At 29.4% G+C, this 16,294-nt stretch carries 12 protein-coding genes; 4 read left to right on the top strand and 8 right to left on the bottom strand.

Translation table 4 applies throughout. The features are described 5' to 3' along the window. Nucleotides 1-19: 19 nt before the first annotated feature. Genes EXC34_RS02005 through EXC34_RS01980 form a run of 6 tightly spaced genes read right to left on the bottom strand, consistent with a single transcriptional unit; the run spans nt 20 to nt 6,843 of the window. Entirely contained in the window at nt 20-511 is a 492-nt protein-coding gene (locus EXC34_RS02005) for a dUTP diphosphatase (protein WP_129687699.1), read from the bottom strand. Between the two features lie 10 nt (nt 512-521). Then, a complete protein-coding gene (locus EXC34_RS02000; RefSeq protein WP_129687698.1) occupies nt 522-1,286 on the bottom strand; it encodes a Nif3-like dinuclear metal center hexameric protein in 765 nt (254 codons plus the stop codon). Further along, nucleotides 1,286-2,803, bottom strand: coding sequence for an RNA polymerase sigma factor (locus EXC34_RS01995; RefSeq protein WP_129687697.1), 1,518 nt, complete (start codon nt 2,801-2,803; stop codon nt 1,286-1,288). The genes EXC34_RS02000 and EXC34_RS01995 overlap by 1 nt, the downstream gene beginning before the upstream one ends. Continuing rightward, nucleotides 2,787-4,685, bottom strand: coding sequence for a DNA primase (gene dnaG, locus EXC34_RS01990; protein WP_129687696.1), 1,899 nt, complete (start codon nt 4,683-4,685; stop codon nt 2,787-2,789). Before dnaG ends, EXC34_RS01995 begins: the two co-directional genes overlap by 17 nt. Before the next feature lie 3 nt (nt 4,686-4,688). After that, the gene (locus EXC34_RS01985) at nt 4,689-6,047 is read right to left on the bottom strand and encodes a glycine--tRNA ligase (RefSeq protein WP_129687695.1); all 1,359 of its coding nucleotides are present in this window, start codon (nt 6,045-6,047) and stop codon (nt 4,689-4,691) included. A gap of 13 nt (nt 6,048-6,060) precedes the next feature. Continuing rightward, complete coding sequence (locus EXC34_RS01980) at nt 6,061-6,843, bottom strand: hypothetical protein (protein ID WP_129687694.1); 783 nt, start codon at nt 6,841-6,843, stop codon at nt 6,061-6,063. A 214-nt stretch (nt 6,844-7,057) separates the two neighbouring features. Between EXC34_RS01980 and EXC34_RS01975 the strand changes: the two genes are divergently transcribed. Genes EXC34_RS01975 through EXC34_RS01965 form a run of 3 tightly spaced genes read left to right on the top strand, consistent with a single transcriptional unit; the run spans nt 7,058 to nt 9,944 of the window. Then, nucleotides 7,058-7,408 carry an RNA-binding protein gene (locus EXC34_RS01975; protein WP_129687693.1) on the top strand — a complete coding sequence of 117 codons (351 nt, stop codon included), beginning with the start codon at nt 7,058-7,060 and terminating at the stop codon, nt 7,406-7,408. Between the two features lie 2 nt (nt 7,409-7,410). Continuing rightward, entirely contained in the window at nt 7,411-8,646 is a 1,236-nt protein-coding gene (locus EXC34_RS01970) for a glucose-6-phosphate isomerase (RefSeq protein WP_129687692.1), read from the top strand. 8 nt (nt 8,647-8,654) lie between these two features. After that, complete coding sequence (locus EXC34_RS01965; RefSeq protein ID WP_129687691.1) at nt 8,655-9,944, top strand: glucose-6-phosphate isomerase; 1,290 nt, start codon at nt 8,655-8,657, stop codon at nt 9,942-9,944. Nucleotides 9,945-9,964: 20 nt separating this feature from the next. Here EXC34_RS01965 and EXC34_RS01960 read toward each other — a convergent pair whose 3' ends face one another. Together EXC34_RS01960 and EXC34_RS01955 are read right to left on the bottom strand one after the other, a co-directional pair. After that, entirely contained in the window at nt 9,965-13,558 is a 3,594-nt protein-coding gene (locus tag EXC34_RS01960) for a DEAD/DEAH box helicase (protein WP_129687690.1), read from the bottom strand. Nucleotides 13,559-13,642: 84 nt separating this feature from the next. After that, nucleotides 13,643-14,371: a phosphotransferase family protein gene (locus tag EXC34_RS01955; protein ID WP_129687689.1), complete on the bottom strand. Its 729-nt coding sequence runs from the start codon at nt 14,369-14,371 to the stop codon at nt 13,643-13,645. Nucleotides 14,372-14,469: 98 nt separating this feature from the next. Here EXC34_RS01955 and lepA point away from each other — a divergent pair, with 98 nt between their 5' ends. Then, the gene (gene lepA / locus EXC34_RS01950) at nt 14,470-16,263 is read left to right on the top strand and encodes a translation elongation factor 4 (protein ID WP_129687688.1); all 1,794 of its coding nucleotides are present in this window, start codon (nt 14,470-14,472) and stop codon (nt 16,261-16,263) included. Nucleotides 16,264-16,294: the final 31 nt, after the last annotated feature.

Raw genomic sequence — 16,294 nt, 5'->3', positions numbered from 1 at the left:
AAATGAGCTTAAGAGCTCATTAGTAATGGTTTTTAATGCGGTCGAAGTTTTTTTGATTTTTAATTTCGTATCATTTTACAATATCTTCATCGCTATAATTTAACAATTTGGCGCAGCCAAGCGATAATGCTAATAAGTCGGCGATTGTTTCTTTGTTAATTTCGCTTTTTAAATTTGAAGCAATTTTAAATATTTCTAATATTTGGTCAGTTGGATATTTTGAAACAATTTTTGGTTCAATAATTGGGTGTACTTCTAGCTTGTAAGCATATGAACCTAGAAAATGCAATACGTCTGCAAATTCTTCTAAAATAGCGCTATCATTAATTTCTTTATGTTTTTTTCAGTATTTAAAACATTGAACTTCGTTTGCAAATTCTGCAAACTCGACAAGAAGCGCTAATGATCACTTAGCTCGTCATTCGTCAGTTGTAACACTGCTTAGATCTTCGCGGGATGAAATAGCTAAGTCTAGCTCTTTTTGTTTTTTGAAAATATTAGTAAAATCCATTATAACTCCGTTACAAATTTGTGTATGGTTCAACCATAAGGTGTGTTGTGACATTAATATCACTAAATTTATTTTTTATCTGTTCGCATATATCGATTGCAAAAACTTGCTCATCAAGATGCGATAATTCTAAAACATCAATATTATGTTCTTTATATAGCAATCACTCATTTCATTTGATATCGCTTGTTAGTATTAAATTAGCTTGGTTTTTTAATGCCAATGCTAGTGTTGCGGGACCTGATCCGGAAAGAATTGCTATATTTTTATATTTTTTATTTGTGTTCATTGAATTTGTTCTAAATGAATGCAAATTCAATGAATTGGTCAATTTTTGCTTTAGATCGTTGATTGATAAATTAGCATTAATTAAACAAGGATATGGCTCGGCAAAATCAATTTTATTTTGCAATCCAAGTGCGAATGCAATTTGGTGTGAAGTTCCTTCAAAATTGTTGTCATAGTTTGTGTGCAATGAAATAACATTTATTCGGTATTTTTTTAGATTCCTTAAAATTGTGGCTTTATAAGGTGCTAATTCAAGTTCATCTTTTCATGTTGGCGCAAATTTAAAAGGGTGGTGAACAATTATTAAATTAGCGCCTTGTAAAATTGCTTTATTTAAAACGTCATGAGTTAAATCGATTGCACAAACTATGCCATTTAATTTTTCACTCAGGTTAAATTTAACACTAAAGCCAGCGGGATCTCAAATTTCTGCTTTTTCAAGCGGGTATTTTTCAAGTAAATATTTAGTTACTTTACGAATTTGCATTATTTGTAAAAGTCCTTTAAATTTTTACCTTTACGAGTAGAATTCTTTAATTTACGTAAAATTTTGTTTTCAATTTGGCGAATACGCTCTTTAGAAACTCCTCGTTCTTTTGCTAAATCTTCAAGAGGAGTAATTTGGTATTTTTCACCATTTTCATCAACACCGACTCCATAACGCTTGCAAATTAGTGCGTATTCGTCTTTGTCTAATGATTGGGTTAAAACTTCATTTAACATTTCGCCAAGTTCTTCTTGTGATGCGTAATCAATTGGATTTACAACGCTTTCGTCTTTTACAAAGTCAGAAAATGATGAGTCATTTTCCTTACCAATTTGTTTGTCTAGTGAAATTGGGTCAATGTTTATTTTACGGATATATCTAACTTTTTCAGCAGTATAACCTTGACCAAATTTTGCGGCAATTTCTTCATCAGAAGGCTCGGTTCCGTATTCTTGGTGTAATTCTCTTTCAATTTTTGTAATTTTGTTTATTGTTTCCACCATGTGAACAGGTACACGAATTGTACGGGCTTGGTCAGCCACTGCTCTAGTTATTGCTTGACGAATTCATCAAGTTGCGTAGGTTGAAAATTTAAAACCCTTGCTTACATTATATTTTTGGACTGCTTTAACAATTCCAGAGTTGCCCTCAGAAATTAAATCAATAAAACTTAAGCCACGATTTTTGTATTTTTTAGCATTATTTATAACTAAACGAAGATTACGTTTAATTAATTTATCACGTGCGCGCTTGCCACGAAAACCACCTTTTTCCATTTCGTAAGCAAGTTTTTCTTCCTCTTCTTTTGTTAAAAGTTTTCCATATTTACCAATTCAACGCATGTATCATTTAACAATATCGTTAGTTTCGGTTAATTTGTTTCTTAAATTGCTAGTTGAAATATGGTCTTCTTTTGAAAGGTCAATCTCTTCATCGTCATATGTTTCGATTTCAAGATCATCATCAGTTATATCTTTAGATTTTTTCTTGGTTTCTTTTTTCTTTTTTTCCTCTTTTTTTGCAACAATTATTTCTTCTTCCTCATCATCGTCGTCATCATAGCTTGAACTATCGGTATATTCATAGTCATCATAGCCATATTCGCCTGTATATGAGTCATATTCGTCATCGCTATCAAAAGAAATTTCGCTATCTAGATTCTCATCAAATTCTTCTTCAATGTCAATGTGCTTTTTAAATTCATCACTTTTACTTGGAGCTCCTTCGTCAGATTCTAAATTTTCGTCTATTTCATCGTCAATTTCTTCATCAATTTCGCCAAGAATATCTTTTTCATCAACAAAGTCAAAATCACCATCATCGGCTTCGTCAGAAATTATGCCTTTTTCATGAAGTTTCATTAGCACTTCATCCATTAATTCATCCGGAATTTCGACTTGAATTTTGTTTAAATAATCATAAACTTGAGTTTGAGAGAGTTGTTTTTTCTTAGTTGATTTGGCATGGTCTTCAACCATATTCAAAACTGCTTGCAGTTCGTTATTTGTTTTTTCCATATTTCCCCTCTATTTTTTTAATTAATTGTCGTGTATCTTCTGTTTGTTGTTCAAGAGCAGCATTACTTGAAGAAAATAAAAACTTATTATCTGGATTTATTATTTTGCTTGTGTTAGTTTTAAAGCTCTCGATTTTGGCTAGGTCATAAATGAACATAAAATCACTTATTTTCTCTGCTTGCGAATTATTTGAGTTAAAACTTTTAATCAATTCGTTTAGCTTTAGTGATGGCTCAAAATTATCGCTTAGTTGTTGAATCATGCGGTCTTTTTGTTCGCTAGTTAACTTAGGATTGTTGGTTATATTTTGGTAAATATCAATTTGATAAGGTTCTCAACCGTGTGTTTTTCACCTTAGTGTGTTTTCATTAGCGGCTTTTTCAATGAATAATTCTCTTAAATCATCGTGGTATAAAATTAAATAAAATAATTTATCAACATTGCTTAACTTATTAATTTTTTTGTTTTTCTTTTTAGAAATTGCAAAGTGTGGAGTTTGATTGATTGGCTCATTGCCAAACATAGGAGTATAGTTGTCTATATCATTTAAATGGGCAAAATTGTTAAATTCATAATCAGCATCAAAATCATTAAAAGTTTGATTTAAAGAGCTTGATTCTATGTCTTTTGAAGCATCATATTTAAATTTTTCTTTGATTTTATTTGTGTAAAATTCTTGCGCATTAGTTGGTGCGAATTTTATGTATTCATTGAATTCATGAATGAATTTGGATATATTAGTTAAATTATTTTGTTCCCCAGATGAAACATTGTGTCTAACTATTAGCGTGTTGAAAATGAAATCCAAAGAATCAACTGAGTGATTGATTAATTCATTAATTTTGTTTGGCCCTAGTTGATTTAAAATTTCATCAGGATCCATTTTTGTTTTGTTATTAACGATGTTTACATTGATATTGTTAGCTAATAAAAATTGTGCTGATTTTATTGAAGCACTTTGTCCTGCTTCATCACCGTCTAGAAAAAGTATTATTTTTTTGTCTTTTAAAAAAGGTAAATGTTTAGTAGTTAGTGCTGTTCCCATAAGTCCAACTGAGTTTTTGAAGTTGGCTTTATAAAGAGCTATTACATCAAAAAATCCTTCACAAATTATTAAGGTATTGTCTTTTATATTGTTTTTTGCAAGGTAATAATTGTATAAAATTTGCGATTTTTGGAATAGTTTAGATTCTGAACTATTAATGTATTTTGGCTTTTCGTTTTTGTCAATAGAACGAGCACTAAAACCAACAATTTTGCCATCATTATTTCTAATGGCAAAAGTAACTCTATTTTTAAAAATGAAAGTATTGGTGTTGGTATTTATCAAGCCAGCGCGAATAAAAAGCAATTTATTTTGGTTGATTTCGTCGCTAAATATTTTTTCAAAGACTAATGGGTCAGCATAACCAATATCAAAATCATTAATTAGTTGTGGAGTTAATTTGCGAGAAGTGTAAAAATCATTAAGTTTGGAATTTTTTAGTTTGTTAAATTCTAATTTGAATAGAGAATTTACTCTTTCTAGCAAATCAAATATAGCTAAATCAGTTTCATTGTATTTTGAATTAGCATCATAAAATGTGTTTTGGTCATATGAAATATTGTATTCATTGAGTAAATACTTTAAAGCGTCTGTATAAGTTATTTTTTTGAATTTTGAAACAAATTTAACAACATCTCCGCCCTCACCACAAACGAAACATTTAAATATTTGTTTGTGTGAACTTATATTCATTGATGGGTTCGAGTCGTCATGAAAAGGGCATAAAGAAACATAACTTTGACCTTTGCGAGTTAAAGTAATGTGTTTTGCTAATTCATTAACAATATCAATTTTGCCAATGATATCATCATGGATTTGTTTCAATTTTGTGCTCATAATTTAAAAATACTTGTGTAAATCAGATATTTTTACTCTGACTTGTTGCATAGAGTCTCGGTCTCTTAAAGTAACTGAATTATCTTCTAGTGTGTCAAAATCAATGGTTATGCAAGTAGGTGTGCCAATTGCATCTTGTCTACGATAACGTTTACCAATCGAACCTGCTTCGTCATAGGTTACACTGATTCCATGACTTTGTAATAATGAAAAAATTTCATCTGCTTTTGGACTCAACTTCTTAACAAGAGGTAAGATTGCAAATTTGTAAGGGGCTATGTTTTTGTTTAAACGAAGAATGATTCTTTTTTCGTTTTCCAATTCTTCTTCATCATATGATTCAATCAAAATCGCAAACATCAATCTATCAAGACCCATTGAAGGTTCTATTACATAAGGAATGAATTTTTCATTGGTATTAGGGTCTAGGTATTCTAAAGTTTCGCCAGTTGCATTTTGGTGTGCTGCAAGGTCAAAATTAGTTCTGTTGGCAATCCCCAATAATTCACCTCAACCAAATGGGAAATTATATTCAATATCGCTAGTTGCAGAAGAATAGTGAGCTAACTCTTCTTTTTCATGAGCTCTTAGGCGAGTATTTTGTTCACTCAATCCTAGATTTTTAACGAATTCCAATGATTTTTGAATGTAATAGTTAAAAATTGATTCAGCTTCATTGGGATGAGTGAATACCTCAAGCTCCATTTGTTCAAATTCTCTTGTTCTGAAAATAAAGTTTCCTGGAGTTACTTCATTTCTAAAACTTTTACCAACTTGACCTATACCCATTGGCAATTTCGATCTCGTTGCTCTTTGTACGTTTTTAAAGTTAACCATGATACCTTGCGTTGTTTCTGGCCGCAAGTAAACTTTACTTTTCGATTCTTCAGTAACACCTTGTTTAGTTTCAAACATTAAATTGAATTTTCTAACATCACTCCAATTAGTTTTAGAGCCTTCATATTCCTTTAAGTTTTCAACTAAAAATTCTTTCATTTCATCAAAACTTAGTGTTTCGGCATTGATATTAGGGTTTAATTGTTCAATTAATTTGTCAGCACGGTAGCGTTTGCCATTAACTTTGTTTTCAATTAATGGATCATTAAAGTTAACAACGTGTCCTGATGTAACCCACACTTGCGGGTTCATTAAAATTTTTGAATCAATTAAATGGTTGTTTTTTTCTTTTTTAATGAAAAAATATTTTCAATAATTTTCTATATTGTCTTTAAGTAGTGAACCTAGTGGTCCATAATCTCACGTATTTGCTAAACCGCCGTAAATTTCACTACCTTGAAAAACAAAACCAAAAGTTTTTAGATGGTTTATCAATAAAGAGATATTTTTATCTTTGTTTAACATATTTTTTTAATTTCTACTTGTTGAAAATACCATTGATTGTTAATGAGTCAATTAAATGTAGACCAACTAAAACTACTACAGCAATTAAAACAATTGCTAAAAGAAATACAAACAATCATGTTCATCTCGACTCTTTTGTAAAGTAGTAATTTGTTGTTCTTGCTATTTCATCATTTTTAGCCTCTTTAATTTCTGTTTTTAGCTCAATAATTTCAATTGCTTCATCTTCTTTTTCTTGGTTTTCTTCAACAACTTCTTTCGTTTCTTCTTGTGTTGTTACTGTAGTTTGTGTTTCTTGAACAGGTTCATGCATTTCGGTAGTTGATTCTTCAACAGTGCTTGCAGTTATATGGGTGTATTTGTATTCATTAACTGGCACAAAAATAATAAATTTATCATTGTTTAATACATATGATGTTTCAAATGAAACTAATTCAAAAATTCCATTTTCATTTTTTGTATATGCTTGTGTTTGAGGCGCATCTTCAACTGTGTAATCAATGCAAAGTTTTTGGATTATGTCGCTTGTAGCAATTTTTAATTCTTCAAAAGCTAATTTTGTTTCTTCATGGAAACTATAATTTTTAACGTGTAGTAAGTCTGTGATTAACTCATCAACGTGAGCAAAATTATGTTTAATTCTAAAGTATTCATCTTGACTAACTCTAGTGTGATCTAGATTTTGAGAAATTTTTTGTACTTTATTCTTGTATTTTCTAAGTGAGTCTAGCAAAACATCTTGGTCTAATGAAATGTAGTAAGCTAGCTCTGTTGAGGCCATTATTTTGTTTGACATTAATACTCCTAAATTAATATTTAAATCTATATAAATATAGATAACAAAATTATATTAAAAAAACAAAAAAATGATAGCGATTTTTTAAGCAATTATTTTTTACCAATTCAATTGAAAAATGAATTGATTAGTAAAATTACAAGATATGCAAAACTGAGTATGTTTAATTTTAATATTATCTTATGATATTTTAATTTTCATTTATAATACATATATGAATAAAAAAGGTGATATTTTATTTGGAAAAATAATTCATATTTGCAATGACGGAATAACAGTGCAAACTACTAAAAAATATGTTTTTGAAATACCTAAAAAAAACATAACCGATTGAGGTTGAAAAAACTTATATAATGATTTTAAACTACGTCATAAAGTTAACTTCTATGTTGAAGAAATCAATAACCAAACTAAGACTGGAATCGGTAATTTTAAAATGAAACATAGTTACTATTCTAAAAGTCCATTCATTGAAGAATTGAAAGAAACAAAACATGGTTTTGAGAATCTAAAAAAATCAATAAATATGGAAATACAAAGTTATAAAGCACGCAAAAGAGGATAATAATGGCAAGGTTAAATCTTAAATTTTATAATTATTATCCTGACTTTAATAACGATGATTTAGTAGCGAAAGCAATTGACATAATTCATAGAATTAAGCGAAAAAATATAGATGGATTTGAAAACTTTGGTTTTCATGAACTAGCACTAAATTTCAGTGCGAATAATATTTTAGAAATTCAAAAAATTTCACAATTAATAATTTCCAAAAACACTAAAACCTTAATAATTTTCACAGACACAATAACTTATAATAATTTTGTTGGTGGATTAGATTTTATATTCAAATTTGATACATTAGCAGATAACAAAATTAATTACATATTCATAAATTCTGATGAACCGATAAATAAATGATTTACTCAATTTAAATATATAAAAAATACATTTGACTTCGAAACTACTTCTTTTATATTTTCAAAATTATCCGAATTCAATGTAAACTTTATTGAATTCGTAAAAATGATGTTGAATTATTTACAAGTAAATTTTGGCTATTATCGCACATTAGATAAGTCTTTTATTATTGGTAAAGAAATAATTGAACAACAGTTAAATTTTATTGATGTTGAAGAAAAAAACCGGTTAATAATACCAAATATACTTGATGAAAAACACTCATTTTTTAGTGAAATTAACCTTTTATTATTATTTTTAAAAGGCGTTGATATTTCCAATGTTTTAGAAGGATATGTAGTTGCAAGTCAAGATTATTCAGGCGAAAATATTAAAGATAACTTAGCTTTTCAATACGCATATGCTTTAGCAGAACTTAAAAAAAACAAACAGGCGCATTTATTGACATTTACAAATGAATCGGTCAAAAATATATTCAATAATTATCTATTATTAAATAATTCAAAAAGCATTAAAAATAACTTTTGGTCAACATCAATTATTTTTCCTAATGATATTTATACTTATGGACCATACACGCTAACTATGAATAACTTTTTTGTAAGTCTAATTCATATTAATAGCTTAAAACATGACTATCGAATAACGCCTGAGTTGCTAGTTAATGATGGCGTGCCAAAATTTAAACAAAATAGGTTAAGCCACTTCACATCATCAAGTTTTGATGGAATTCTAAATACATTTAACAATGTTGCACACACTCAAACAATTGTTATTGAACTAAATTCTAATTCTGAGTTTGTTTTAGGTTCATTAGTTTGTTTTATTTATTGAGCAAACATATTCGAGTGATACATAAAAAGAAATAATCCATTTAATTAGGAGTTAAAATGAAAACAATAAATTTAAAGATTGATAAAGCAATTAAATATAGCGAACTTGACAAGTATCAAGAAAAAGTTTCCAAAATTCATAATTCAATTAAAGCGAAAACAGTTGCTGAAAAAGATTGATTAGGTTGAATGGAATTACCTTTTAAACTAAATAATGATGAATACCAAAAAATGACCAATATCAATCAAAAATGAATAAATATGGGAATTGAAACAGTTGTAGTTATTGGGGTTGGAGGCTCATATTTAGGTGCGCTTGCTGGCTATGAATTTATCTATGGACAATACTCAATTAAAAAACCTATTATGGAATTAGTTTTTAGTGGCTACAATGTTAGTTCAGAAAGTCTTGCATCGCAATTAAAATATGTTGAAAATAAACGCTTTGCAATTAATGTTATTTCAAAAAGCGGGAAAACTCTTGAAACTGCCATTGCATTTAGAGAGTTTAGAAAGCTTTTAGAAGCAAAAGTAGGAGCGGTAAGAGCAAAAGATTTAATTGTTGCAACAACTGATGAAAAAAATGGTGTACTGCGGGAATTAGCTGATAAAAAAGGCTATGAAACATTGGTAATTCCTGATGATGTGGGAGGTCGTTTTAGTGTTTTAAGCCCGGTTGGAATTTTTCCATTCATGTGTGCAGGATTAAATACAGATAATATTTTATTAGGAGCGCAGCAAGCTATTAAAGACAACTCGTCACACCTTATTAAAGACAATGAAGCATATCAATACGCTGTTACAAGACACATTTTAAGTAAGCAAAATTACTCACTTGAATTATTTGTTTCATATGAACCAAAACTAAGACAAATTCAAGAATGATGAAAACAATTATACGCAGAAAGCGAAGGAAAAAATGGAAGGGGAATTTTCCCTGCCTCAACAATGTTTTCAACGGACTTGCATTCACTTGGTCAATTTATTCAAGAAGGATCTAAAATCTTATTTGAGACTTCGCTGGTGTTAAAAAACCCTAATGTTGATTACTTTTTAACAAAAGATGAGGAAAATTTAGATAAAATCAATTATCTTGATGGAAAATCATTACACAAAGTAAATTGAGCGGTATTTGAAGCCACCTTGCAAGCACACAATATTGATGCAAACATTCCAAATATAGTAATTGAATTTGAAAAATTTGACGAATACAATTTAGGCTATATATTCCAATTCTTTATGATTTCTTTAACTATGTCAGCTTATTTACTTGGAGTAAATCCATTTAATCAACCTGGCGTGGGTGTATATAAGTCAAATATGAGCAAAATTCTTCCTGAAATATAAAAAGCCGAGCAAACGGCTTTTTATTTGTCAAAAACATTATTCATTGCATTCTTTTCGGCAGTTAATGAATATTCATCAGTTTGATTATCTTCGCTAATTTCAACTTGCGTTGAATCATATGATTGACTAATTTGAGTTTCAGAAGTGAAAAAATTGTCTTTTTGTGCATTGTCATTTAATTGAGTTTGTTGCGTAGAATTTTCCCTAAATAAAGATTTTTCAATTGAATTAGTTAATTTAGCTTCATTCATTTCGTTAGTGAATTTGTCTAATTCTTCATCAATTTGTTCTTGTATCATAGAACCTTTATCATAAAATAAATCAGTGTTATTATTTTCTTCAACAAAATTTTCTTCTTCACCCTCTAAAATATCATAGTTTTCGGTATTGTGTCTCAAATTATTTTCATATTGTTCAACACTAGTAATGATATTTTTTTCTTCAATTTTATTAATTGTAGTTTGTGATTCATTGTCTTGCTCAAAAATCTCATTCGTTGTCCGAATTTCAGTAAATGAGTAGATTTTTTCTTTAATTTTACTTGATAATTCATGTCAATTAAGTTTAGAGACCTTGAACAAATCATATTTCTTGGCTTCAATAAATTTGCACAAGTCATTAAACTGTAAATATTTATCATAACTTCCAGAATAATCGAAATTATCAACAATAATTACAAATGCATTTTGACCATTTTGTTTAATTAAAAAGTCAACATTTATTGTACCTAGTGTTTGATGTTTATGAATAGAAATTCAATTCATTCCGTCAGAAATTTGGTGTAAATAATTTTCTATTTCTATAAATAATTCGCTTTCTTCAATTTGAGATTCAGAATCACTATTTAATTTTCTTTTTTTACTGATATTTAAAAAGTCTTTTCTTTGTTCATCATTTAATTCTAGGAATTCAAGCCACTTTTTAAAGGCATAAAGATTTTCGTTTTCGGTAGTTATTTTAACATCTTCAGATTTTAATGATTTAACAACAATCATTTTATCTTTTGCGCGCGAAATCGCCACGTTTAATGCATTTTTTCCACCTGGACGGCCAACGTATGTTGAGTGAATAGTTGCATTCTTATCATATCCAACCATCGCAATAACTAAGTCTGCTTCATCACCCTGAATATTTTCAATATTTCTAAGCAATAAAGTTTCATTTTTCATTGCAATTTCCAATTCAGGATATTTTTCAAAAATTGTTTTTGTTAAATATTCTTGTTGTTTACTATTGAAGCACAATAGAATGATTTTTTCGTAAGTGTTTAATGAATATTTAGTTAAATTAAGAGCTATTTCCGTTTCAATAAGGTTTTGGTTATTTTCTCATACACCATTCGCCTCGATTACTTCAATAGGTTTTGAATTTGATTCAACCAATCCTGAATCAATAACATCTAAGTCTGAATTATAAAAATGTTTCGAACTAAATGTCATTAATGCAGCATGATTTGAACGATAGTTTTTGTTAAGTAAAATATTATGGATTTTTACAGCTTGACCAAAGTCCAGTAATGATTCAGTCATTCCGTAAACTGTTTCATCGTCATTAACCCTAATTCCAAATCAGTTAGAAGGCTTCATTTGTTCTTGGTCACCCGCTAAAACTTTGGTTTTTGCTAAATATACAACAGGCAAGCCTTTTTCAACAAATATCTGGCTTGATTCATCCAAAATCGCATAGTCAAATTCATTTTTTTCTGAACTTGACATATCAACTTCAGGGGTAATAATAACTATTGGGAACATTTTTTTGATTAATGAAGTAAAGTAGTTAATAAATTTATAAGGTTCTAATTTAGCTGTTCTTATTGTTGAAGAAAATTCAGTGTATTGCTCTTTTTCTTGTTGAGTAAGATTTTCCATTCGCTCAATAATATATGTTGCAATATATTTTTTTAATTCATTTTCATCACTAATCAATTCATTTTGCTTGATATTGGTAATTTCAAGCATGTTTTTAATTAAGTTAAAATCATCCGGTTCAAGTTCGCTTACAATTTGAGTTAGTTCAGAAACATTAAGACCTGTGTTATTGAAAATATTGAATATTTTTTCAGTAGTTTGTGAAACTTTTCTTCTTTTTTGTGAGAAAAATGACCATTGCACTTTGTTATTTTTAAACATTCATTTTTGAGCATCTTTAAGAGATTCGAATTTAACAATCTCTGGATAAACTAAAATATCTGGTAATTGAAACAATAAGTTTCATGCCTCAAAAGTTAATTTTTCAAAATACGGCTTAATTCTACTTAAAATTCTTGCAACTGAATCAAAACGTGGGTTTTGTTTTAATTCACCAATTTTATCAACAAAGTCTTTTTCGCCTTTATTGATAATTGACAATCTTTTTAGCTTGTTTTCTTCATTGAAATATTCAAGAAAATCTATGTATTGTTGTAAAGGTTTGTAGAAAGCTTTTTTGTTTGCATTAGCTCTTGAATACAAAATAGGCAAACAAAATATTCTCAATGAACCAAGTCTTTTTAAAATAACGTCAAGTGCTGCTTTTTTCTGAGAACAAACTAGCGCAGTTTTTTTATAAACTAGGATATTTGCAAGTAAATTTACAATTGTTTGCGATTTACCTGTACCTGGAGGGCCTCAAATTAATGTATTTTGCAACAATGAAGAAGCAATTGCCTTGTCTTGACTATAGTTTGTTGGAGTTATTTTGAACAAACTTTTGCGCTCATCAAATAAATAATCATCAATTCTTTTTGAATGGATTGCTTTTCGAAAATCTGAAGTAAATATTGAATTTAATTCATTATTTTTTATTATTTGCATCATTCTATTTCTTATATAACCGCCAGAAGGTTGGAATAAACCAAGCACCATTCCAGGGCAAAATTCAACAGATTCATTTACAATCTCTTCGCTTAAATAATTATTAAAAATACTTGTAGGTTTAGGAATATTAGTATAAATTTTTGACCAAACTCCACGCACTCTTTTGACCACTTCATCTATGGATAGTTCTGAAATATCAAAGTTTGTATCAAAATCAAAATTGGCATTGGTTAGCAAGAAAAGTAATTTTTCATTAGGTTTAATATCACCTGCTGATTGCAATTTTGGTCTAGCATTCTCGATAACTAAGTTTACTTCTTTTAAAAATAGTGGTCCGTAAACAGCTTTATCTTCAATTTTTACTTTTACAAACATAAAACCAATGTGAATTGGTCAAGTGTTGCTTTGTTCATTAACTTCTTTGGCTTTAGTTAAAAACATTTTTCACTTAACAGATTGCTTTTGAAATTGTTTTTGTAACTCTTCAATAATTCTTGCTTTGGTTGAAATAAAATCTCTTTTTAGTCCCTTAATTTTATTCTCGTGTTCGATATCAAAACGATTTAAAATCTCAATAACTTCATCAGCTTGAGTACATTGCGCAATTTGATCGGCAGCAACACTTAATTTTTCTTCAATAATATCAACTTCAAAGTTACTTTTGTAATATATTTCATTGCAAACATTTTGCCCAAATAATTTAAATAAGTCAAAATTATACTTATTATCTACCTTGGTCAAAACAGCACTATCATTTGGCGCAACATCAAGTAAATTAGCTAAAATTGCCTTATATTTTTTTTCGTTTTCTGTAAACATTAAAGCCTCCATTGATTCCGAAATAACATTATAAATTATATTTACATTCTAATTAATAATTAAAACAAAATGCAAAAAAACTGGCTAATTGCCAGTCATTTTTTTGAGTTCAATTGCATAATCATAGATTCTTTGCTGATACATTTCAGTGTTAAATGGCGCAGGTGTTTGAGTGTGAACTCATAAAATTACAATGTAATTTACCAGCATTTTATGACGCAATAAAAATAATGGATTATATTCGCCATAGGCCTCTAAAAATTTTTGCTCTAAATCTTTGCTCATATTGCTTGATTCGATTATGTATGCCAACTCAAAATGTTTATCTCCCATTGTGGCATATTCTCAATCAACAAAGTAAATTTTGCCATTATTTTCAATCATATTGAATGGCCACAAATCATTATGAAGCGGAGTTGAACGATCCATTTTTGCTAGCGTTTGGTTTATTGAGTGATAAAAATCATTTAAAACAGGAACATTTTGTTTTAGTTCATTAAAAGTTTTTCGATAGCTTTTTATTCTTGCTGCAATATTATTTTTTGGGAATTTTAACTTTGAATTATGAATGATTTTAACTTGTTTTGCAATTAATTCAATGTTGTCAAAATTTATTTGTGGTTCATAGCCTTCAATAAATTCTCATTTTATCGTATTGAATTCATTTTCAATAAGTTTGGGAACAAAATCAAATTGTTTAAGTAACGAATAATCAATACCATGATTAAAGCCATTGCGCATTTTTTGTTGCACAAAAACATCGCCTTCGCGATAGGAAATATTAGTATGTCCTTTATCTATTTTAATTTTCATAATGCTCCCTTACAATTACTGAATTATTTTAACAAATACCGAATATTTTATATTAAAATTTATAACATTATATATTAATGCATTTCAAGGAGGTTCAAGTGGACAAAAGTAAAATTCGAAATTTTGCCATAATTGCGCATATTGACCATGGAAAAAGTACATTAGCTGACCGTATTTTAGAACTTACACAAACAGTTGCAAAACGTGATCTAGAAGAGCAAATTTTAGACACAATGGACTTAGAAAGAGAACGTGGAATAACAATTAAATTAAACGCAGTTCAAATCAAGTATAAAGATTATATTTTTCATTTAATTGATACTCCTGGACACGTTGACTTTACTTATGAGGTTTCACGTTCTCTAGCCGCTACTGAAGGTGCGCTTTTAATTGTTGATGCAACGCAAGGCATTGAAGCACAAACTCTTGCTAATGTTTATTTAGCAATTGAAAATAACTTAACAATTATTCCAATAATCAACAAAATTGATTTGCCTTCAGCAGACATCGAAAGAACCAAAGAAGAAATTGAAAGAGTTATTGGCCTTGATTGTTCGAATGCTGTAGCAATTTCGGCAAAAACTGGACTAAATATTGAACAAGTTCTTGAAGCTATTGAAAAATACATTCCAGCGCCAATTGAAGCAGATGACAATAAACCTCTACAAGCATTGATATTCGACTCTTACTTTGATGAGTATCGTGGTGTTGTTATGTTGGTGAGAATTGTTCAAGGTCAATTGAAAAAAAATGACAAAATTCAATTTATGTCCAATGGAAAATTGAATCAAGTTTCCGAGCTTGGGGTTAAAAGTCCTTGAGAAGTTAAAAAAGATGTATTGCGTGCAGGCGAACTTGGTTGGGTAGCCGCCACAATTCGCGATGCTCGCGAAGTTAGTGTTGGTGACACTATAACTCTTGCAGAAATGCCAGCGGAAAAACCATTGCCAGGTTACAAGAAAAAACAACCCGTAGTTTTCACTGGGTTTTACCCAATTGATACAAGAGACTACATGGAGCTAAAAGAAAGTTTGGAAAAAATTTCCTTATCAGATTCATCAATATCATGAGAGCAAGAAACATCTAAAGCGCTTGGTTTTGGTTTTAGAGTTGGTTTTTTAGGCATGTTGCATATGGAAATTTTGCAAGAACGACTAAATCGAGAATACGCAATTTCAGTAATTGCAACTTCACCATCAGTTGAGTACAAAGTTTATAAAACTGACGGAACATTAGAAATGATATCTAACCCATCTTTATTGCCTGATAAAACATACATTGACCGCATTGAAGAACCATACATTTTTGCGACAATCATTGTTCCAGATAACTTCATTGGAAATGTTATGGACTTGTGTCAAAATAAACGTGGTGTTTACAAAGACATGGAATCATTAGATGGAAATCGTAGCAAAATTACTTATGAAATGCCGCTTGCCGAAATTGTTGTTGACTTTTTTGACAGATTAAAAAGTTCAACAAAAGGTTATGCATCATTTGAATATGACTTATTTGGCTATAAAGAAACTGATTTAGTAAAAGTTGATGTTTTACTAAATGGCGACAAAATTGACGCCTTTACAATCATTACTCACCGTGACAATGCCTATCCAAGAGCAAGAGAACTTTGTCAAAAATTAAAAGAAGCAATTCCAAGACAAAACTTCGAAGTTCCTGTTCAAGCTGCCATTGGTGGAAAAATCATTGCGCGTGAAACAATTAAAGCATATCGAAAAGATGTTACTGCTAAACTTTATGGTGGAGACGTAACCCGGCGTCAAAAACTTCTTAAAAAACAAAAAGAAGGTAAAAAACGTATGAAAATGCTAGGTTCAGTTGAAGTTCCACAAGAAGCATTTTTAAAAATTTTAAAAACAAATATTGAGAACTAAAACAACTAATTTCGTAAAATTATTTTGAGGT

Source organism: Mycoplasmopsis bovigenitalium (assembly GCF_900660525.1).
Lineage (GTDB): Bacteria > Bacillota_I > Bacilli_A > Mycoplasmatales > Metamycoplasmataceae > Mycoplasmopsis > Mycoplasmopsis bovigenitalium.
This window is presented reverse-complemented; position numbering and strand designations above follow the sequence as displayed.